This window comes from Fulvivirga marina, from assembly GCF_016775155.1.
GTDB lineage: Bacteria > Bacteroidota > Bacteroidia > Cytophagales > Cyclobacteriaceae > Fulvivirga > Fulvivirga marina.
In genome coordinates this window covers 78,558-100,554 of record NZ_JAEUGD010000043.1, presented here as the reverse complement: position 1 = coordinate 100,554, position 21,997 = coordinate 78,558, and the positions used below count along the sequence as shown (strand labels likewise).

Below are 21,997 nucleotides of genomic sequence, written 5' to 3'. Positions count from 1 at the left end.
TTTATAAAACTTTTTCAAAATGGATATCCAGACTATTCGTCAAAATACTCCGGGAGTTACGCATGTTGTTCATTTCAATAGTGCTGGTGCTTCCTTGGTCAGCCAGCAAGTATTAGCTGCTCAAATAGATTATTTGAAAGAAGAAGCTCAATACGGGGGATATGAAACAGCATCAAAATATGAGTCTCGGCTTGAGGAATTTTACAGTGAGGCTGCTAAGCTCATACATGCAAGCCCGGAAGAAATAGCGTTTACGGAAAGTGCTACCGTTGCATGGCAAAGGGCCTTTTTCTCAATTCCTATGGAAAAAGGAGATACCATACTTACCACAAAAGCTGAATATGCCAGCAACTTTATCTCCTATTTATACCAAAAAGAGAAACAAGGTATCAACATCAAAGTAGTCCCATCTGATGGTTCGGGGGAAATTGACCTCAAAAAGCTGGAAGAAAGCATTGACGAAAGTGTAAAACTTATTTCTATTACGCATTTACCTACAAATAGCGGCCTGGTAAACCCTGCAGAAAAAGTAGGAGAGCTGGCAAGAAAATATAATATTTTGTACCTGCTGGATGCCTGCCAGTCTATTGGACAGTACCCAATAGATGTGCACAAGATAGGGTGCCATTTTTTATCTGCTACAGGCCGTAAATATCTGCGAGGGCCTCGTGGCACCGGCTTTTTATATGCAAATAAAGAAATTTTAAAATCATGCATTCCCTCAAACCTTGATCTGCATTCGGCCAACTGGATAAAAGATAATATCTACGAAAAGAGAACCGATGCAAGAATATTTGAAACCTGGGAATCTAATGTAGCGGCCAAAATGGGACTTACACAGGCCCTGAAGGAAGTTAATATTTTGGGCATTGATAACATCTGGAAGCGTGTGGTCGAGCTTTCAAGGTATTTGCGCAGCGAATTGGAAAAAATAGAAACCGTAGCCATAAAAGATATCGGCTCTATACAATCAGGAATAGTCACTTTCACTTCCTCAATGAAAGCTTCACAATTACAGGAAGCACTAAATGCTAAAGGCTTCAACACTATCGTATCTCCTAAAAATAGTACTTTGTTAGATATGAGCGATAGAAATTTAGAAGAGGTGGTCAGGGCATCAGTACATTACTATAACACAGAGCAGGAAGTAGATGATCTGACTGCTGCTTTACGTCAAATACTTTAACAAACCTATGAGATATTTACTTACCATAGTCATAGCTGCTTTATTTTTTAACCAGAACCTTTTCGCCCAACAAAAGCCTTCCTGGTCCTTTGGAGTCAACACCCACTATGGCGGCGTACTGAGGTATAAAGAAGATATGCCAAAATTACAAATGTCAAACCTCTATGGGCTTGAGCTGTATGCAGCCAAAATAACAAATGGAAATCGCCGCTGGGAGAAGCTCTTCAATTACCCACACGTGGGCTTCGCTGCATCATATTTTAACTATGGATTGCCTCAGGAGTTGGGAAGTGTTTATTCCCTAGCCAGCTATTTGGATGTAACGACGAATAATCATCGAAAAAATCAGTGGAGGCTCAATATTGGTACTGGCTTTGTATATTCTACCCGTACTTTTGAAGCCAGCACAAACCCAGAAAATAAAGCCATAAGCAGTAAAATAAGCTATGTGCTCAGGGGCACTGTTCACCATGAAATTAAAATAAGTGATCAATATTATTTCAATATCAACCTTGCTTTTCGCCACTACTCAAACGGCAAATTAAACATGCCCAATAATGGCATGAACTTTCCCATAGCAGGTATTGGCCTGCGTTATGTGCCTAACCCACAGAAAATAAGATTTGAAAAAGACACATTAAAATCCATTGACAGAAAGTGGCATATAAACATTTTTGGAGGTACAGCCTGGAGAGAGGTGTTAAGAGAAGACACAAAGCACAAGGCCTACAGTGCAAGTCTGTATACAAGCAGGCAAATAACCAAATATAATACTATTCTTTTGGGTATGGATGGTTTTTTATATTCCGATGAATCGGTAAAAAAGTCATGGGCTGTTTATAATGAACAACATGGAATAGCTGAAAGCACTCTGGAGGACGACGGAAGGCAGTTGGCACTCACTGTTGGATCCGAGCTGATGCTCGGTAAAATGATGGTGATACTACAGGGAGGCTTTTATGTTTATAAACCTCAGGATTATTATGCGTCAAGCTGGTATCAACGCTATGGGTTTAAATACAAGTTAGCACCCAACTTTTTCCCTCAGGTCACACTTAAAGCACATAGCCGTACTGCTGATATGGTAGAATTTGGTTTAGGCCTCTCGATTTAAGGCACCCGCAATCTTTAATTTTAGCAATTTTACTTGTATATTGATAAGTCCAATTTGGATAATTATGTGGTAATGTGCTAAATGAGACCCTCTAAAAAGAACTATAACGATGAGCTTGATGCGGAAAATAGCTACCTATCGCTAATTTTTCAAAACACCTCAGACCTGTTTTGTTTATTGGAGGTAAATAATAATGATGAACTCGTAATACTATCCGTCAACCCATCTTACCTGGAAGCAGCAAAATCATTTAATCCAAAAATAACAACTAAAACATTCCTTGGAAGAAGCATCACCGAAGTAATGTATGAAGAGTACGAGTATAGCAAACCTAAAGCCCAAATAGTGCTAAACAAGTATAAGGAGGTACTTAAAACTTGTGAAACCAATATCTTTATAGAAGAATTCGAATTTAAAGGTACTACCAGGTATTATTCCTCATCCATTACCCCAATTACAAATAAAAAAGGGAAATGTACGCACTTGCTATATGCCTCTAATGACATCACCGAAAAAAAGAGCTATGAAATAAGACTAACATCACGGGAGAAAAAATTCAGAGCCCTGATAGAAAATGCCTACGAGGGAATAGTACTATACAATTCAGAGGGCACCATTATTTATGCCAGCCCGTCGGTACTAAATATTGCCGGCTTTACAGAAAATGAAATTTACGGAAAAAAGGGTACAGACTTTATACACCCAGATGACTTGCTCATATCCCGCGAAGCATTTACGAGTATACTGTCAAAGCCTGGACAAAGTTTGAATTACAGATTTAGACTTAGACATGCCGACGGACATTATTTATGGTCTGACGCCACACTTACCAACCTTCTTAACAAGCCTGAAGTAAGAGGTATTGTATCCAATTTTAGGGATATAACCAAGCAAAAGCTGGCAGAAGACAGGGCTCGTGAAACTAGCCAATTGTTAGAAGGAATCAACCAAAACATAAACGAGGGTATCTACCGAAGTATACCAACCGGAAGTTTCAAATATGTCAACCAGGCATTCCTGAAAATGTTTGGCTTCGACTCGCTTGAATCACTAAATAAAGTCCACTCATCCAAACTATATGCCTCTGGAGACAAGCGAAAAGAAATTCATAAGCTGCTATTAAGCAAAAAAAGCATCAATAACATTGAGGTAAAATTCAAGAGAAAGGATGGTTCTATATTTTGGGGGCTAATGAGCTCCTCTCTTATCAAAGGTGAAAACAATCAGACCTATTTTGATGGAGCAATTAGAGATATCACCAAACAAAAAATAGCCGAAGAAAAGTCTAGGCAGAATGAACAGCTACTTACCTCAATCAGCCAGAACATTACCGAAGGTATATTCCGAACCTCAGTCAATGGAGGTATTGTTTTCGCCAATGAGGCATTTGTGGAAATATTTGGATATGACTCAGAAGAAGAGGTACTTAAGATTGACCCCAATTTACTTTACGCTAAAGAAAGCGCACGCAACCAGATCATTGAGTCTATTCGTAAGGTAGGCTTTGTTCGTAATAAAGAAGTTGAACTTGTTAAGAAAAATGGAGATACTTTTTGGGGGTTATATAGTTGTTCTCATACCAAAGGTCCTGGAGGGGATGACATTTTTGACGGTGCGGTTAGAGACATCACCGAAATAAAAATGGCCGAAGATAAACTGACTAAACTCAATGAGGAGCTGAGGAAACAAAACCTAGCATTGGCAAGTAGAGAAGAAGAACTTAATGTGGCACTGCGTGAGTTATCTGATAGAAATTTTGAGCTTGACCAACTAGTTTACAAAACTTCTCACGATTTACGGTCTCCTCTAACTTCAATTCTGGGACTGGTTAACATTGCCAAAATTGATGAAGACCAAGAGCATCAGGCTGAATACCTTAGCAGGATAGAGAAGAGTATATTGAAGCTCGACGAATTTGTTTGCTCGATGCTTAACTATGCCAAAGCCAGCCGTTCTGAAGTAAAAATGGAGTCTTTCGAACTTAGAACGCTTATTGAAAACTGCATTAATGACCTTGAGTACCTTGAGAGTTTCAAACGGGTAAAAACTACTTTAACCATTGAAGGAGAAAAAAAATCATTTAAAAGTGACCCTCTCAGACTAAAAATCATTGTTAGTAACATTATTTCCAATGCCTACAAGTATGTGAACCCGGAAGAAGCCAATAGCTACTTAAAAATTAATGCTGTTTTTAAACCTACAGAGCTTGTCATTACATTTAAGGACAATGGTATTGGCATCCATAAAAGTCAGATTAAAAAAATATTTGATATGTTTTACCGAGCTACTGAAAAGTCTGAAGGGTCTGGTCTCGGCATGTATATTGTAAAACAATCCATCAACAAGCTTGGCGGAGAGATTAGTGTTGAAAGTAAGGTTAATGTGGGAACAACCTTCAAAATAGTTTTACCTTCCAGGTAGGAACAACAAAGGTTATAAATTGGCGGTTTGACATTAACGGGCTAACTTTGTGCCCTTTAAAAACCCTATCAAAAATGAATACCCACAACTACATAGAACAAAACAAGCAAAAATTTCTTGACGAACTTTTGGACCTGCTAAGAATCCCTTCGGTGAGTGCTGACAGCAAGTTTAAAAATGATGTATTGAAGACAGCGGAGTTCATCAAATCCAGCCTTGAGCAAGCCGGTGTCGACAAAGCTGAAATTTGCGAAACTGCAGGATTCCCAATTGTATATGGAGAGAAAATTATAGATAAAAACCTACCGACTGTATTGGTTTATGGGCATTACGACGTCCAACCTGCCGACCCTTATGAGCTATGGGATTCACCTCCTTTTGAGCCCGTCATTAAAAATGATAAGATATATGCGCGCGGCGCGTGTGATGACAAAGGTCAAATGTACATGCATGTTAAGGCATTTGAGTCTATGATGGCAACAAACTCACTTACCTGCAATGTGAAGTTCATGGTTGAAGGTGAGGAGGAAGTAGGCTCTGACAACCTGGGCATCTTTGTAAAAGAAAATAAAGAAAAACTGGCAGCTGATATCATTTTGATCTCTGACACTTCCATGATTGATAATAACACGCCCTCTCTGACTGTGGGTCTTCGCGGGTTGAGCTATCTGCAAGTCGAGGTGACTGGTCCTAACAGAGATTTGCATTCAGGAGTCTATGGAGGTGCAGTGGCTAACCCTATCAATGTGCTTTGCGAGATGATAGCTTCTTTAAAAGATGAAAACAACCACATTACCATTCCGGGGTTTTACGATAAAGTGGAAGAACTTACTAAAGAAGAGCGTGAAGCTTTAAATAAAGCTCCTTTTGACCTTGAGGAGTACAAAAAGGATTTAGACATAGAAGAGACAAGTGGAGAAAAAGGTTATACCACCCTGGAAAGAGCAGGTATCAGGCCCACACTGGATGTGAATGGGATCTGGGGAGGATATACTGGAGAAGGGGCTAAAACCGTATTGCCTTCAAAAGCTTACGCTAAAATATCTATGAGACTTGTACCTGGTCAAAAATCTCACGAGATAACAGAGTTATTTACCAAGCACTTCACATCAATAGCTCCAAAATCCGTAAAAGTAAAAGTTACGCCTCACCATGGAGGAGAACCTGCAGTTACACCAACGGATTCAGTAGCATATGCCGCAGCCAGCGCAGCATATGAAGAGGCTTTTGGTAAAGCCCCCATACCAACAAGAGATGGAGGAAGTATTCCAATAGTTTCTTTATTTAAAGATGAGCTTAAGTTAAACACGGTACTCATGGGCTTTGGCCTTGATTCCGATGCGATACATTCACCAAATGAGCATTACGGCTTATTTAACTATATGAAAGGAATAGAAACTATCACCTTGTTTTACAAGCACTTTGCTGAAATGAACAAGTAAAACCCCAAAAGGCCTTCAGGAAATTTTCACAAAAACCGGAGGCCTTTTAGCTATTTACCCAATTAGATTACAAATAATTATTCCCTGCCAACCATCCTTTCATACTTATTACGCGTGTTGGATATCAGAAACATTTTAAGAACTTAAAGCTTTTTATAAGCGTAATTAAAATTTGAGTCTTTTTGCATATTTAATTGCCAAACGTGTTAACATGAAGAAGTTATTTTTTCTACTTATTACAAGCTTATTTTTTTTCTCTCAAGCTTTTTCTCAAGTTATTGAACCTTCTTCCTGGACTACTTCAGTTAGTAGTAAGGAAGTTAAGGTCGGAGACAACATAGACCTAATCTTTAAAGCTAAGGTTATTAAAGACTGGTACTTGTATTCATCAGATTTTGATCCCGAATGTGGGCCAATGGTTACTACATTTACCTTTGAACCCAACAGCAGTTATGAACTCGTAGGTGGTATTCAGGCCATTAACCCCACCGAAAAATATGATGACATTTTTGAGTGTACAGTTAGAATATTTAAGAAGACGGGGGAATTCCGACAAACGATCAAGATACTCAACACAGACCTTAGAATCTCGGGAAACTATGAGTTTCAAGTATGCTCTGATGTAGATGGAAAGTGCATACCTTTTGACCATGATTTTACTTTTGAGGACTTCACTGTTAAAGGCTCGAATTCAACTGTTTCGGACAGTAAGGATACTCAACAACCCAAAGAGGAATCTCAACAAAAAAATAATGAAGTAAAAAAGGACCAGACAGATACAACATCAAGCACAAAAACTGAAAAGCCTGAGAAAACAGATTACTCTGCTACTACTAATACAGGCCCTATACTGGATGATTCTTTAGTGATGAAGGATGATAAAGATAAATCACTCATCTGGTTTATGATATTTGCATTTGTTGCAGGACTGGCGGCACTACTCACACCTTGCGTATTCCCCATGATACCCATGACTGTAAGCTATTTTACAGGTGGTGGAAAAGGTCCGGGTAAAGCATTTATCTATGGCCTTTCTATTATTATAATTTACACACTTATAGGATCGGCCCTGGCACCTCTAATGGGCCCCGAAACAGCTAATCACCTTTCTACAGAGTGGCTTCCAAATATTATCTTTTTCACGGTTTTCCTGGTTTTCGCTCTATCATTTTTTGGGCTGTTTGACATAACCCTTCCCAGTTCATTTGTTAACAGCATGGACAGAAAAGCAGATAAGGGTGGGTTAATAGGCGTGTTTTTTATGGCCTTTACGCTGGTTTTAGTTTCATTCTCATGCACAGGTCCCATTGTAGGCAGCATTTTGGTAGGCTCAGCTGGAGGCCAGATTTTAAAGCCTATACTCGGCATGTTTGCATTTTCACTTGCATTTGCTATTCCGTTCACATTATTTGCAATCTTCCCTAAATGGCTTAGCAACCTTCCAAAGTCTGGTGGTTGGCTAAATTCTGTTAAAGTAGTGCTTGGCTTCATTGAACTCGCCCTGGCATTTAAGTTTCTAAGCATTGCAGATCAGGCTTTTCATTGGGGCCTACTGGACAGAGAAGTTAATATTGCCATTTGGATAGTGATATTTACACTTATGGGATTCTATTTGCTTGGGAAAATACGCTTACCACATGACAATAAACTTGAGGTGATCAGCGTACCCAGGTTAATAATGTCCATTGCCACCTTTACTTTTGTACTGTACCTTATTCCAGGCATGTGGGGTGCTCCGCTAAAAGCTCTTGCAGGCTACTTGCCTCCTATGTACACCCATGACTTTGACCTCATAGGTTTATCTCGCGAAACGGACAGCGTTGAATTTGCAGAATGTGGTGAACCAAAATTCGGTGACTTCTTACACCTACCACACGGCCTGAATGGCTACTTTGATTACGATCAGGCATTAGCTTGTGCCCGTAAGCAAAACAAACCACTTTTTATCGATTTCACTGGGCATGGTTGCACAAACTGCCGTGAAATGGAAGCAGTGGTATGGTCAGACCCTGAAGTACTCAGAAAGCTCAAGGAAGATTATGTTATTGTTGCCCTTTATGTAGATGACAAAACAGAACTCCCAGAGTCGGAATGGTATACTTCAGAATATGACGGCAAGGTTAAAAAGACTATTGGTAAGCAAAATGCAGATCTGCAAATCAATAATCTCAACAATAATGCCCAGCCGTTCTATGTATTGGTTGGTTTAGATGAAAAAGTATTGGTGGAACCTGCCACTTATGATAGAAGCATTCCAAACTTTGTTGAGTTTCTTAATAAAGGCACCAAAAAGTTTGATCAGCTATATAATTAAAGATCGAGTAATGGGTTCTTGTGAATAAACTCGTATGGCAGTTTCTTTATAAGCTTACTGGAATCAATAATTTTAAATGGAGCCGTTTCGCTATTGAATTGAGGCGGCTCCAATCCTAAACCCCTACAAGCTTTGGTATAGAAGTCCTTTCGATTAGGATGCTCCGGAGCACATGCATTAAAAGTCTGTCCTTTTATTTCCTTTTCAATCACCTGGCTGATAATGCCAATGCAATCTTCCTGATGAATAAGGTTAACAGGAATATCTGCCCCCCTAACATCCTTTTTCCCAGCCATGAACCGCCCTGGCTCCCTGGACGGACCATATAGTCCGGCAAAACGAATGATCGTAGTATCAAATTTACGGTTATCTCTAAAAAGATTCTCAATCTGCAACAGTTGCACTCCTGAGTGTGGTGAAGCAATATCAACGGCATCCTCTTCGGAGACACTACCTCCGATATTTGGATAAACAGAAGTTGAGCTTACAAAGATAACCCATGGCACCTGATGAGTAACAATCGCACCCAACAATGAATCAATGACCTGGTCATACTGGTTTACTGAAGGAGGCATGCTGATAACCAGAATATCTGAATCGAAAAAATCCTTACTATGCTCAAGACCGGGCAATGTCAGGAGATAGCCCTTCACCCCCGCCTCACTGATATCTTTTAATTTAGAAGTAGTGGTGGTCGATCCCTTAACAAGATATGGTCTATTAGCTAAAAACTTACCCAAAGGAAGGCCTAGCCAGCCCATTCCGACGATACTAATAGATTTTTTTTGATATTTAATCAATTGATTATCAGACATTTATGATGATTTGGTGAAAGAAACAAATTAAAACATTACGAAAATCTGGCTTTTTTCTTACTTATTGATTAATATTAGCCGCTGTTTTCGCTTATTTGCGGGCTATTTAGCGAAATTTTTTAAACTTAAAACCAACATGTCAAAAAAGTATTTAGGGCTAATTATTTTAGCCGCCATTTCACTTGGATTTTACTTTCTGATCCCCATCCTTAACGATTCAAAATCAGTTAAGCAGCAAATTGTAAATGTTTCGGATTCAACAAGTGTTGAATTAGAACCCACTGAGCCAAAAATGCTTTACGGGCTTGTGGTTGACTCGATGCTGGTAATCGAGGATAAAATTAAAAGGAATCAAAACATTTCCGAAATTTTATCTGCGCATAATATTTCATCAGAGGCTATTTTCAAGCTTGCCAACATCTCCAGAGATGTTTTCGACGTTCGAAAAATAGCAGCCAACAAAAAGTACACCCTCATATGTGATCAGGATTCTCTAAAAACAGCCAAAGCACTAGTTTATGAGCACAACCCTGTTGAATATGTTGTCTTTAATCTACGAGATTCTCTCTCCGTAGAAAAAAGGCAGAAAGAGGTACAGATTGTTGAAAAAGGTATATCCGGTGTTATTGAATCAAATCTCTCAATAACCATGAGTGAGCTGGGTTTATCACATCAATTAACAAATGACTTTGTTGACGTATTTGCCTGGCAACTTGATTTCTTCAGGTTGCAAAAGGATGACAAATTCAAAGTGATTTATGAAGACAAGCTTGTAGATGGTAAATCAGTTGGCACCGGTAACATAAAAGCTATCTATTTTGAGCATTTTGGAAATGATTACTATGCATTTCACTTTGACCAGGGTAGTGGTATAGATTACTTTGATGAAAAAGGCCAAAGCCTAAGAAAAGCACTTTTAAAATATCCTTTAGAATTTACTAGAATAAGCTCAAGGTACTCAGGAAACAGATATCATCCCGTGCAAAAGAGGTGGAAGGCACACAGAGGCACTGACTTCGCAGCACCAAAAGGAACACCCATAAGATCTGTTGGTGATGGTATAGTGGTAGCAGCTCAATATAAAAAGTATAATGGCAACTATGTAAAGATCAAGCATAACAGCACCTATACTACACAATACCTGCACATGTCCAAAATTGCTTCAGGGATTAAACCCGGAACAAGGGTAAGACAAAATCAAACCATCGGGTATGTTGGAAGTACCGGACTAGCAACAGGAAACCACCTATGCTACCGATTCTGGAAAAACGGAGTTCAAATTGATGCGCTTAAAGTAGACCTTCCTCCTTCAGAGCCTGTTAAGGAAGAAAAGATGACGGAGTATACGGCACAAAGAGACCTGCTCATGAACAAGCTTAACCAGATAGAGTTTCAAAAGAAACAGCAGGTTCTGGCAAGCACGAAATAAACGACACTTCTCTTAAATTTAACAAGCAAGGCAATATTAGCCTTGCTTTTTTGTTTACATTTAGGGTGAAAAACCTATAAACCTGTATGTGGTTGGTCAAAATACTTTCTTGTATCGGGCTATTGAGTATTAGCATTTTTAGCCATGCACAAAAGGTGGCACTGGTGCTAAGCGGTGGTGGAGCAAAGGGTATTGCTCATGTTGGAGTCATCAAAGCACTGGAGGAAAATAACATACCCATAGACTATGTGGTAGGTACCTCTATGGGTGGGATAGTTGCCGGATCATATGCAGCAGGACTCTCCTCCGACGAACTTGAAGAAATCATGATCAGTAAGGAGCTTGGTCAGTGGGTCGGCGGAGAACTGAAAAATAAGTATGACTATTTTTACAATAAAGAAAAGCCAAACGCTGCCTTCTTATCGCTGAAGCTTTCATTAGACTCGACCTTTAATGCCTCCTTTACATCAAGTTTAGCAAGTGACCTTTCCCTTAACTTTGCTCTGGCAGAAATTATGGCACAGCCCTCCGCTAACGCCAATTATAATTTCGATAGTCTCTTCATCCCTACCCGCATTGTAGCCGCAGATATATTTACTCAAAATGAAGTAGTACTTAAAAGCGGATCTCTAAGTCATGCTTTAAGGGCAACACTCTCCGTTCCATTTTTCTATAGACCCATAAGGATAGATGGAAAATACCTTTTTGATGGTGGTATTTACAATAATTTTCCTGTTGACGTGGCCATAGAAGAGTTTAAACCAGACATAGTAATTGGTGTTAACGTATCATCAAAAATATTTAATAATTATCCATACGAAAAGGACGAAGAACTACTGAATAACTCTCTTCTCTACATGCTCCTGGACAAAACAGACCCAGAAATAATTCCTGAATCGGGGGTTTATATTGAGCCAGACCTCAAAGGCTATACGGCTTTTGACTTTAGTAAAGCCAAGGCCCTGATTGATAGCGGTTATGCTGCCACTATGAAGCAAATGGATAAAATTAAGGCCAGAATCCAAAGAAGCAGTTCATGTGATTCGCTTGCTAAAGAACGCAATCGATTTTTTGAAAAGAATGTTCCCTTGAAGTTTACCAACATTAATTTTCATGGCTTCAACTCGAAACAAAGAAAGTATATAAGCCGCATATTCAAATTTAATAAAAGGGAACCTCTTTACATTGAAGATATCAAGACTGGCTATTTCCGACTGGTATCAGAAAAGTACTTTAGAACAATTTACCCTGACATTACTTTTAATAAGGAAAGCAAATCTTATCAGTTAGAGATTTTCGGCAGACCCAGAAATAACTTTAATGTGGAAATAGGAGGCAATATAGCCACCCGAAATGTTAGTCAGATCTTTTTAGGGCTGGAGTACTATTACTTCAATAACTATTTATTGAAAAACAGCATTAACTTCTATACAGGAAGTTTCTACAAATCAGCCCAGGCAAAATCAAGGCTTGATCTACCTGTGTTTAATCAGCTCTACCTCGAAGCTGAAGTTACCTACAACAACTGGGACTTTATAGATGCTGACGACATTCTTAAGCAAGAGAATACTTCTACGGTTTTGGTAAGCACGGATAGAAAATATAGTTTTAATATAGGTTTTCCAGTTGGTGCACAGTTCAAAGGCATTATCAATACGTCGTTGATAAACAATACAGACCGGTTCTCCAACTCTTCCATATTTACATCTGCAGATACTCTTGATGTTCTGGATGTAAGCGGGTTAAGAGCTGGGGTCAGTTTTAGTAGAAACAGCCTGAACAGAAAGCAGTACTCCAATGAAGGAAAAGCATTTAACGTCAGCTTAGACTATTTTAATGTCAAAGAAAAATATGAGCCGGGTAGCACATCCACAATAGAAGAGGAGATAACAGATGATCATGACTGGTTCCGGGCCAAAGCTACTGTGGAACAGTATTTTCGAAATGGAAAATTCAGTTCGGGATACTTTTTTGAAGGAGTAATCTCCAACCAGCCTTTCTTTAGCAATTACTACAGCACAATTATTAACGCCCCCTCATTTAACCCACTACAAGATAGCCGAACACTATTTCTTGAAAACTTCAGAGCCCATAACTACCTATCTGCCGGTTTACGAAATGTTATCAGTGTAAGACCAAACTTGGATATTAGGCTGGAAGGATATGCATTTAAACCATTAGAAGCCATTAAACAACAGCAAGATCAACAACCAAAGTATGATGAGGTAATAGAAGAAATCTACTTTGTAGGGAGTGCAGGGGTGGTTTTGCACAGTCCAATAGGTCCTATCAGTTTCAGTGTCAACTATTATGATGATGCTCAAACCCAATTTGGAGCCCTGCTTCATGTAGGATTTTTACTCTTTCAGAATAAATCCATGGATTAAGGTCGATGTATATATTAATATAGTTAATACTTTTGCAGCATTATCAACATTAACAAACTACACAACCCTGTAATATTTTAGTTCTTATTGTAAGATTATGATTTCATAAGCTGAACATGGAATCAATGCAAAAATTTAACTATGTTTACCTTTGGGAATTAAAATTGAACCATTCGACCTATTTATGAAAAAATTTCTACCCCTAATTCTTATAACTATAATCAGTTTTTCCGCTTATTCTCAGACTGTACAGTGGGCTACTGAAGTTATTGAAGTTTCCTCGGAATTAACACCTGTTCAGTATTCAGCCAAGCAAATTCTTGGTAAACCCAATGTGTTACCTGCCGGAGGAGAAAGTCCTAATGCATGGACTCCAGAACGTGCCAACAAAAAGGAATTTATCAAAGTTGGATTTGAAAACCCTATTCAGATCAGGCAAATTGCGATTGCAGAATCATATAACCCAAGCGCCATTTATAAGGTTTTAGTCTACGATGAAAATGATAAGGAACATTTAGTAAATACATTTAGTCCAAGAGCTGTCCCTCTAAAGGGTAGAATGCTCAATGTATTTGTAGAGTACACACCATACAAAGTAAAAGCGGTCAAAATAGAGTTGGATGGCGCAGCTGTACCTGAATATTATAGTCTGGATGCCATTGCTATTTCTGATTCTGATATTCCGATCATTCCTGAAATCAGTATTCCGGAATTCATAAACCCTGAAGTAGATAAAGAGAGGTTGAGCGAAAACGTAAACAGTAAATACAAAGAGTTCAAACCATTGCTTTCCCCCGATGGAAAAACACTTTACTTCTCCAGAAAAAATCACCCTGAGAATATTGGTGGTGTGGAAGATACAGAAGATATCTGGTATTCGGAGTTGGATGAAAACGGTGAATGGAAGTTAGCCCAAAACATGGGGAAAGGTTTGAATAATGCTGGCCCAAACTTTGTGAGTTCAGTAACTCCTGACGGCAAAGCTGTTTTATTAGTATTGGGCAATCAATACTTGGATAATGGAAAAATGGCAGCAGGTGTTTCTATTAGCTCCAATGCAGGGGGAAGTTGGTCTAAACCCATGGCTCTTGATATTACCAATGACTACAACTATTCCGAAAAAGCCAATTTCTTTTTGGCTAATAACAGAAAAGTACTTCTTATGTCGGTAATGCGTGATGATTCACACGGAGGCAGAGACCTTTACGTCAGTTTCATGCAAAATGATAGTTCCTGGTCTGAGCCGCTGAACCTATCCGAGAAAGTTAACACAGCAGGAGAAGAGTCTTCACCTTTCCTCGCACCAGACGATAAAACTCTGTATTTTTCATCTAACGGATACAGCGGATTTGGGGGCAGTGACATTTTTGTAACCAAGAGGCTTGATGATACCTGGACAAACTGGTCTGAGCCTGAAAACCTGGGTCCTACTATCAACTCACAGTATGAAGACCTGTTCTTTAATATACCCGGAAATAGCGAGCACGCATATTATTCGCAAGGTGTAAGTGAGGAAGACCTAGATATTTTCAGAGTATCTTTGCCAGTATTTAAACAGCCAGAGCCGGTAATAGCGGTAAAAGGGAAGCTGTTTGACTCTAAAACAAAACAGCCTATCGGAGCAAAAATTATTTATGAAAGGTTATCAGATGGCAAGGAAATTGGTATAACTGAATCGAACCCTAAAACAGGAGAGTATGAAATATTACTTCCTGCAGGTGAGATGTATGGCATTAGAGCTGAAGCTGAAGGTTTTGTAGCGGAAAGTCAGAATATAGACCTAAGGGACTTCAAAAAGGATGGTGAGTACTTTGTAGACGGCAAAGATCTTTATCTGGTACCTATTGAAAAAGAATCAACCGTAGTGTTAAATAACGTTTTCTTTGATTTTGACAAAGCAGAAATAAAGCCTGAGTCAAATGCAGAGCTAAACAGAATTGTAACGCTTATGAAGGAAAGAACAAATTTAGAAATTGCTATAGCAGGCCACACTGACAATGTTGGTCCAGGAGTTTATAATATGGGTCTTTCTGAGCGCAGAGCAAATGCCGTAATGAATTATCTAGCCAAAAATGGTATAGAAAAAAGCAGGTTGACTGTAAAATACTTTGGTGAAACAAAGCCTACAGCTCCAAACACAACAGTAGAGGGAAGAAGAAAAAACCGAAGAGTAGAGTTTCAAATTATGAACAACTAAAAGCAGGAGGTCTTTATGCGCTTGAATAGACTTATTTCTTTATTGGTGCTGATCATGCTATCACCGCATCTCACCGCGCAAAATGCAAAACCAGATGTGATGCTGATAAAGGGAAATATAATTGACTTTTCAACGCATGAGCCTGTTAAAGCCAAAATCCAATATGAAAGCCTGCCCTATGGTAGCAAAATAGGCATATTCTCCGGCAGTTCGTTCTCTTTCAACATGGAAGAGGGTAAAGATTATTCTTTAAGAGTGAGCGCCGAAGGATATGCTCCATATACTACCGTACTAAAAGCTTCCAAGCTCCAGACCAACAACGGAAACACAGTCATAGAACTAAAACCAACTGGCATCAATCAGCTTATTCGCCTGGATAAACTAATCTTTGCGCTAGGCAAAGCGGACATCTCGGAAGAGTCGCACCAAGAACTTGATGAATTAGTAGCCATGCTCAATGGCAATGAAAACATCACCATTCAGCTAGAAGGTCATACAGACTTTAGAGGCAACGAGAAACAAAACATGAAGCTTTCCGAGAAAAGAGTCGAAGCTGTTAAAGATTACCTGGTAAGCAAAGGCATAGATAAAAAAAGGATCGGTACCAAAGCATTCGGTGGTTCACATCCATTAAGCCGAGAAGATGACGCCGAAGCCAGAAGAAATAACAGAAGGGTAGAAGTGAGGATTTTGTCGAACTAAATATCCCTATCTCACAGCATAAGACCTTTCTGTAGTAAGCAAGTTGTTTATGCGATTTAGATAATCTCTTTTTGCCTCATCTTGTATTTGATCAACCTCTAGCAATGTTTTAGCTACAAGCAATCCAAACTCGCTAATACGCGGGGAAAAATAAAAAACTACCGCTTTCTCTAGATTGTCAATGGAACTGGAAATATCTTCCTGATTAAAAGAGTTTATTGCAGCATTGTAATAGTGTAAACCAACAAGATCAAACATATCAATGTTATCATTTACCTGACTTTCAAAAACATATACCTCTTTATTAGCTATATTTTCCCCTTCCCTTATGCTATTACCATGGTTGTAGTAACTAAGTCTATTTGCTACCTCTTTCTGATCCGCAATAAACCCATACATAGGGTCTGTGGACTCCATAAGAAAAACCTCATTTTCATGCTGAACCCTTAGATAAATATGATGATTGGTTTCCACAATGTCATGCTCAATACCCAGCCTATGCAAAATAAGTGCATACAAAGTTGTTCCCGATAAGCAGTCATACTCCCCAGTTTTAAAAAGAAGTGCGGGAGAGGTAAATGGCTTGTATCGTTTAAGAAATTTCTGATTTACCTTATAAAAGGCATAAGACAAAAACTGCTTATCACTTTTATATTTTCCTCTTTTTTCAGATAGCTTCTTTACAAATTCATCAAGCCTGGTGTTATAAGCTTTTAATACAGAAGCAGAAATATCGCGTGAGGAAATCAACTGCAACTCTAGCAGGTCTACATCCTTCTTTTGTAAAAACTCAATGATGACCTCTTCTTCTAAAGCTGAATGAAAGTTTAGCGAACTGACAAGTTTAGTCTGTGAATGAACTACTCCGAACGTGAGTATAAAGCCAAGAGCTAAAAAATAGAAGGGTCTCTTCATATTATGTTCAATTAATAAATTCTTAACATTAATTTAACATTAAAACCCAATTATAACAACATATTTAACATTAAGTTAATGTTAGAATGTTTCGCAACATAACTGAAAGCTTCCCTCTTTTTTGTATTTTTATATTATGAGCACTGTCAAAACCCCCATAGAAACCTACAGCAGTAGCATAGGTGAAGTTTTTTCAAAGCAACAAAAGCAGTCTTTGCATATGCGTTCGGAAAACATCAAGCAGCGGGCCCGCCGGCTTAAGGCTTTACAACTTTGGGTAGAAAAGAACCAAAAACCCATTCAAGACGCTATTTACAAAGATTTCAAAAAGCCTGCTACAGAAGTCAACATTACGGAAATCTATCCGGTACTCACCGAAATAAAACATACCCTGCAACACCTCAACAATTGGACAAAACCAGCAAAAGTAGATGCGCCAATTTCAATGATGGGCACAACATCATATATTCAGTATGAACCTAAAGGTGTTTGCCTGATTATTGCTCCATGGAATTTCCCTTTTAACCTTGCCATAGGCCCGCTGGTTTCCGCATTGGCAGCAGGAAATACCGTGGTATTAAAGCCCTCTGAAATGACTCCACATACTTCAGAGTTGATTGATACTATGGTAGGGGAGTTATTCAAAGAAGAAGAAGTACGGGTTTTTAATGGAGGCATCGAGGTCTCTCAAGAACTGCTTAAACTACCTTTTGATCATATCTTTTTTACCGGGAGCCCTTCTGTTGGTAAAGTAATCATGAAAGCCGCAGCAGAGCACCTAACATCCGTAACCCTTGAGCTTGGAGGCAAATCACCGGCAATAATAGACCAAAGTACCAACCTAAAGGATGCAGCAGAAAAAATTGCCTGGGGAAAGTTCATTAACAATGGCCAGACCTGCGTTGCTCCAGATTATGTGCTAATCCAAAACACTGTAGCCGATGCTTTTGCAGAACACTTGATAGGTGCTGTCAAACAGCAGTTCGATAGCAAAAAACAAGGTTTTGATATATCGACAGATTATGCGCGCATAGTAAACCAAAAACATTTCAATAGAATAAATGAGCTTATAAAGGATGCACTTGAAAAAGGGGCGGAATTAATCATGGGCGGTGAAGCAAAGGCTGACGAAAATTTCATTCCCCCAACCGTTCTTACAAGTGTCTCTGACAAAGCCGCTGTAATGGAAGAGGAAATCTTTGGTCCCGTACTCCCTATCAGAACCTATGAAAATATTGACGACGCCATAGAATTCATAAATAGTAAGCCCAAGCCTTTGGCTCTATACTATTTTGGCAAACATTCTTCAAACAAAAAGCTAATATTAAACAGCACCTCATCAGGAGCAGTATGTATAAACGATTGTGTTTTGCATTTTAACCACCCCAATTTACCTTTTGGAGGCGTCAATAATAGCGGCATTGGCAAGTCTCATGGATGGCACGGTTTTATGGCCTTTTCAAATGAAAAGCCAGTGCTTAAACAACGCGTAGGCCTAACCACCTCTAAAACCGTTTACCCTCCATACAATAACCGTGTGCAGCAAGTAGTAAATTTGCTAATGAAGTATTTCTAATCGATACAATCTTTGCTCATCATCCGCGTTTACCTATTACGAAATGACAGAATGATGAAGAGAATAACTTTTATTTACCTGGTTTTAGCAACGGCTTGTAGCGAAAGCCAGGAATTTGATAAGTTAGCAAATACCTGGACCGTCTCATGGACCATCGACAATGAGAAGGTGACAGGAGATTTGACACTATTCGATAATAACTATGCCCAACTCAGGGTTACTGGCCAACCTAATTCTCTACTGGTAAAGGAAAACGAAGGGGTGAACTTTCAATGGGAAATGAACAACAGACAGCTTACACTTAAGCGGTTAGATAACGATATAGAGCTCAAGTATGAAATCCTTAAAAAGAGCAAGGATTACATGGAGCTTTCATTTGCCCACGATATCACGGTAAAGCTTTTCAGGCAATAGCTCATCAACTAAGATTTAATGTTAATCTTTATTAAATTTGTTTAGGAAGGAATAACATTAAATATTCACAATTATGAAAAAAGTCCTGATTGCCTTTGGCTGCATAATTATAATTCTACTTGCAGCCGCATTTATAGTGCCTTTAATTTTTAAGGACGATATCAAAGCCTCTATTGACAAAGCCCTGGCCGAATCAGTAAATGCTGACGTAGTCTGGGATACAGAAGACTTTGGAATCTCTCTTTTCAAAAATTTCCCTAATGCAACGGCCACGCTAAATAATTTTGGTATTATCAATAAAGCACCTTTTGAAGGTCAGATATTATTTGCAGTACAACATTTTGAAGTGGAAGTTGATATATTCAGCTTGCTAGGTGATCAGATCAAGATTGAGGGTATCCAACTTGACCACCCGGAAATATTTGTTAAGGTATTAGAAGATGGCACAGCCAACTACGACATCGCCATTACTGACGAAAGTGCTCCTGAAGAGGTTGAAACTGATACAACTGCCACTGAATTTAATATAGGTATTGACCATTGGGAAATTACCAGCGGCCACTTGGTATATGACGATCGGTCTATTCCTTTTAAAATGGAGCTAACCAACTTGCAACACTCAGGCAGTGGAGATTTCACACAGGATATATTTGATCTAGTAACCAAAACAAGCGCAGACTCAGTATCCGTTATTTTTGATGGTACCGAGTATGTGAGTAATAAGCATATTGAAATTGATGCCATTTTGGCCATAAGTGACGAGTATGGTAAATATACCTTCAAAGAAAATACTGTTATGGTTAATGACTTTAGCCTGAGCTTTGATGGGTATCTGGCGCTGTTGGAAGATGGAAGTATGGACATGGACATCAACTATGGCACAAAAGAAAATACTTTTAAAAGCCTATTGTCTCTAGTTCCTGGTATATATACGGCTGATTTTAATGACATAGAAACGGAAGGAACTCTAGCCTTCAACGGATCCGTAAAAGGTAAATATGATAGTCTTACCATGCCTGCGTTTGGACTAGCATTGAAGGTAAATGATGCGATGTTTAAGTATCCTGACCTTCCAACTGCTATTGAAAATATCAATATGGATCTTTTGGTTGACAATCAAGACGGTATTATAGAAAACACCATTGTCAACATGAAACAATTCCATATGGACTTTGGTCAAAACCCAGTCGATGCCAAGTTGCTTGTTAAAAACCTACGTAACTATGACATGGATGCTGAATTGAAAGGAAAGCTTAACCTGGGAGAACTCAACTCAATGTTCCCCATGGAAGGCATGAGCATGAAAGGGGCATTTAACATTGACATGAAGGCATCCGGCATTTATGATAGTGCACGTCAAGTAATGCCATCAATAGCTGCTAATATGAGCATGAAAGACGGGTATATAAAAACATCTGAGTTTCCCTATGCATTGGAAAATCTAGCCTTTGATTCAAAAATAACTGACCCTACAGGAAAAATGAGTGATTTCAAAGCTGTGGTTAGTGATTTTAAAATGGTAATGGATGGAGAACCGTTCAGTGCAAACCTGGTACTTGAAAATCTGGATAACTACAAATGGGATCTGGGAGCAAAAGGTGGTATTGACTTAGAAAAAATTACAAAAGTATTCCCACTTGAGGGCATGAGTCTTGCAGGTAAAATAAATGCCGATATTAAAACAGCAGGTACCATGTCAGACCTAGAAACTGAAAAATATCAAAATTTACCAACAAGCGGTACAGTTACCATCAACAACTTTAAATATACTGATGCCGAACTTCCTTACGATGTAACCATTTCGGCTGCTACAGCGTCATTTGACCCTAAGCAAATGACATTATCCAATTATAAAGGAACTGTAGGAAAAAGTGATATGGCCATGAATGGTTCCATATCCAACTATATTGGCTATATGTTTGGGGAAAACCAAACGCTGAAGGGAACTATGAATTTTAACTCGAACTTGTTAGACCTCAACGAGTTTATGAGCGAGGAGGAAGAGACAACAGCTACAACTGCAAGCGAAGAAGAGTCATATGGTGTAATCCAAGTTCCGGAAAATATCGACTTTATCCTGAAATCAGACATCAAAAAGGCACTGATTATGGATATGGAAATTACCAACGCTACAGGTAATATTATGGTAAAAGACGGTATAGCTAATTTGAATAATCTCAGCTTTAATCTATTGGAAGGGGCTTTTGTAATAAACGGTTCATATAACGCACGTGAGATCGATAAGCCTAAATATGATTTCAATATGGACATCAAGGATCTGTCCATTCAAAAATCATTTAAAACGTTTGAATTGGTACGAAGCTTTGCCCCTATTGCAGAGAAGGTAAACGGTAAGGTTACCACTAACTTCAACGTTAATGGATTGCTAGATAATGAAATGATGCCAAACCTGGTAACAACCAATGGAGGCGGCTTACTACAAGTAGCACAGGCAACTGTTGATAATTCCAAAATTGTAAACGGGATTATGAGCCTTGCCAGCCTCGACAAAGTTGATCAGGTAAAAATTAAAGATGTATTGATGTCAGTCAAAATTGAGGATGGAAAACTTAAAGTAGAGCCCTTTGACGTGAACCTGGGAGGTTATAAAACCACAATTGGAGGTGCTACCGCCCTGGACGGAGGTATTAACTACAGTTTAAAAATGGATGTGCCTGCTGGCAAATTGGGCTCACAATTCAATAGTTTGATATCCTCTTATGGTGGTGGTAACAATGGCGGGTCGACCATTCCTTTAAGTATTGGGTTGGGAGGAACCTACGACAACCCTCAACCCAAACTGCTAATGGGGGACCAAAAGCAACAAGCTGCAGATGCAGCTAAAGATAAGGCTAAAGAAGAGGCTAAAGATGTAGCTACTGATCTGCTTAAGGATGTTAAAGACGATAAGGCCAAAGAAGTAATTGGTAATTTACTGGGAGACGATAAAAAGGATACCACCAAAACAGAGTCTAATGACCTGCAGAAACAAGTGGAGGAAGAGGCCAAAGATAAAATTAAGGACCTATTCAAAAAGAAGAAAAAAGGAGGAAACTAACGTTAATAGCGTTCTAATGAACCCCTC

General features: G+C 39.0%; 14 protein-coding genes. 12 read left to right on the top strand and 2 right to left on the bottom strand.

All coding sequences use genetic code 11. The features are described 5' to 3' along the window. Positions 1 to 19: 19 nt before the first annotated feature. The 5 genes from JMN32_RS14160 to JMN32_RS14140 all read left to right on the top strand — a co-directional run bounded on the left by JMN32_RS14160 (position 20) and on the right by JMN32_RS14140 (position 8,477). A complete protein-coding gene (locus tag JMN32_RS14160; protein WP_202856998.1) occupies positions 20 to 1,186 on the top strand; it encodes an aminotransferase class V-fold PLP-dependent enzyme in 1,167 nt (388 codons plus the stop codon). Positions 1,187 to 1,193: 7 nt separating this feature from the next. Beyond that, positions 1,194 to 2,300, top strand: coding sequence for an acyloxyacyl hydrolase (locus tag JMN32_RS14155; protein ID WP_202856997.1), 1,107 nt, complete (start codon positions 1,194 to 1,196; stop codon positions 2,298 to 2,300). Positions 2,301 to 2,381: 81 nt separating this feature from the next. Beyond that, positions 2,382 to 4,721, top strand: a complete 2,340-nt coding sequence (locus JMN32_RS14150) for a PAS domain-containing protein (protein ID WP_202856996.1) — start codon at positions 2,382 to 2,384, stop codon at positions 4,719 to 4,721. Between the two features lie 74 nt (positions 4,722 to 4,795). After that, positions 4,796 to 6,163 carry a dipeptidase gene (locus JMN32_RS14145; protein ID WP_202856995.1) on the top strand — a complete coding sequence of 456 codons (1,368 nt, stop codon included), beginning with the start codon at positions 4,796 to 4,798 and terminating at the stop codon, positions 6,161 to 6,163. 211 nt (positions 6,164 to 6,374) lie between these two features. Next, positions 6,375 to 8,477 (top strand): protein-disulfide reductase DsbD family protein, encoded by a 2,103-nt coding sequence (locus tag JMN32_RS14140; protein ID WP_202856994.1) that lies wholly within the window; start codon positions 6,375 to 6,377, stop codon positions 8,475 to 8,477. On the opposite strand, the gene JMN32_RS14135 is transcribed toward JMN32_RS14140, so the two are convergent. Beyond that, on the bottom strand, positions 8,474 to 9,292 hold the full coding sequence (locus JMN32_RS14135) for an SDR family oxidoreductase (protein ID WP_202856993.1): 819 nt from the start codon (positions 9,290 to 9,292) through the stop codon (positions 8,474 to 8,476). The two genes, JMN32_RS14140 and JMN32_RS14135, sit on opposite strands and share 4 nt — an antisense overlap. Positions 9,293 to 9,428: 136 nt before the next feature. Here JMN32_RS14135 and JMN32_RS14130 point away from each other — a divergent pair, with 136 nt between their 5' ends. The 4 genes from JMN32_RS14130 to JMN32_RS14115 all read left to right on the top strand — a co-directional run bounded on the left by JMN32_RS14130 (position 9,429) and on the right by JMN32_RS14115 (position 16,007). After that, the gene (locus JMN32_RS14130; RefSeq protein ID WP_202856992.1) at positions 9,429 to 10,721 is read left to right on the top strand and encodes a peptidoglycan DD-metalloendopeptidase family protein; all 1,293 of its coding nucleotides are present in this window, start codon (positions 9,429 to 9,431) and stop codon (positions 10,719 to 10,721) included. Between the two features lie 86 nt (positions 10,722 to 10,807). Then, a complete protein-coding gene (locus JMN32_RS14125; RefSeq protein WP_202856991.1) occupies positions 10,808 to 13,108 on the top strand; it encodes a patatin-like phospholipase family protein in 2,301 nt (766 codons plus the stop codon). Between the two features lie 184 nt (positions 13,109 to 13,292). After that, complete coding sequence (locus JMN32_RS14120) at positions 13,293 to 15,305, top strand: OmpA family protein (protein ID WP_202856990.1); 2,013 nt, start codon at positions 13,293 to 13,295, stop codon at positions 15,303 to 15,305. A gap of 15 nt (positions 15,306 to 15,320) precedes the next feature. Further along, positions 15,321 to 16,007 carry an OmpA family protein gene (locus JMN32_RS14115; RefSeq protein WP_202856989.1) on the top strand — a complete coding sequence of 229 codons (687 nt, stop codon included), beginning with the start codon at positions 15,321 to 15,323 and terminating at the stop codon, positions 16,005 to 16,007. A gap of 6 nt (positions 16,008 to 16,013) precedes the next feature. Here JMN32_RS14115 and JMN32_RS14110 read toward each other — a convergent pair whose 3' ends face one another. Beyond that, a complete protein-coding gene (locus JMN32_RS14110; protein WP_202856988.1) occupies positions 16,014 to 16,922 on the bottom strand; it encodes a hypothetical protein in 909 nt (302 codons plus the stop codon). 136 nt (positions 16,923 to 17,058) lie between these two features. Between JMN32_RS14110 and JMN32_RS14105 the strand changes: the two genes are divergently transcribed. From JMN32_RS14105 to JMN32_RS14095, 3 genes are all read left to right on the top strand, one after another. After that, complete coding sequence (locus JMN32_RS14105) at positions 17,059 to 18,498, top strand: aldehyde dehydrogenase family protein (RefSeq protein WP_202856987.1); 1,440 nt, start codon at positions 17,059 to 17,061, stop codon at positions 18,496 to 18,498. A 51-nt stretch (positions 18,499 to 18,549) separates the two neighbouring features. Beyond that, positions 18,550 to 18,912: a hypothetical protein gene (locus tag JMN32_RS14100; RefSeq protein WP_202856986.1), complete on the top strand. Its 363-nt coding sequence runs from the start codon at positions 18,550 to 18,552 to the stop codon at positions 18,910 to 18,912. Positions 18,913 to 18,985: 73 nt separating this feature from the next. Beyond that, the gene (locus tag JMN32_RS14095) at positions 18,986 to 21,970 is read left to right on the top strand and encodes an AsmA family protein (protein WP_202856985.1); all 2,985 of its coding nucleotides are present in this window, start codon (positions 18,986 to 18,988) and stop codon (positions 21,968 to 21,970) included. Positions 21,971 to 21,997: the final 27 nt, after the last annotated feature.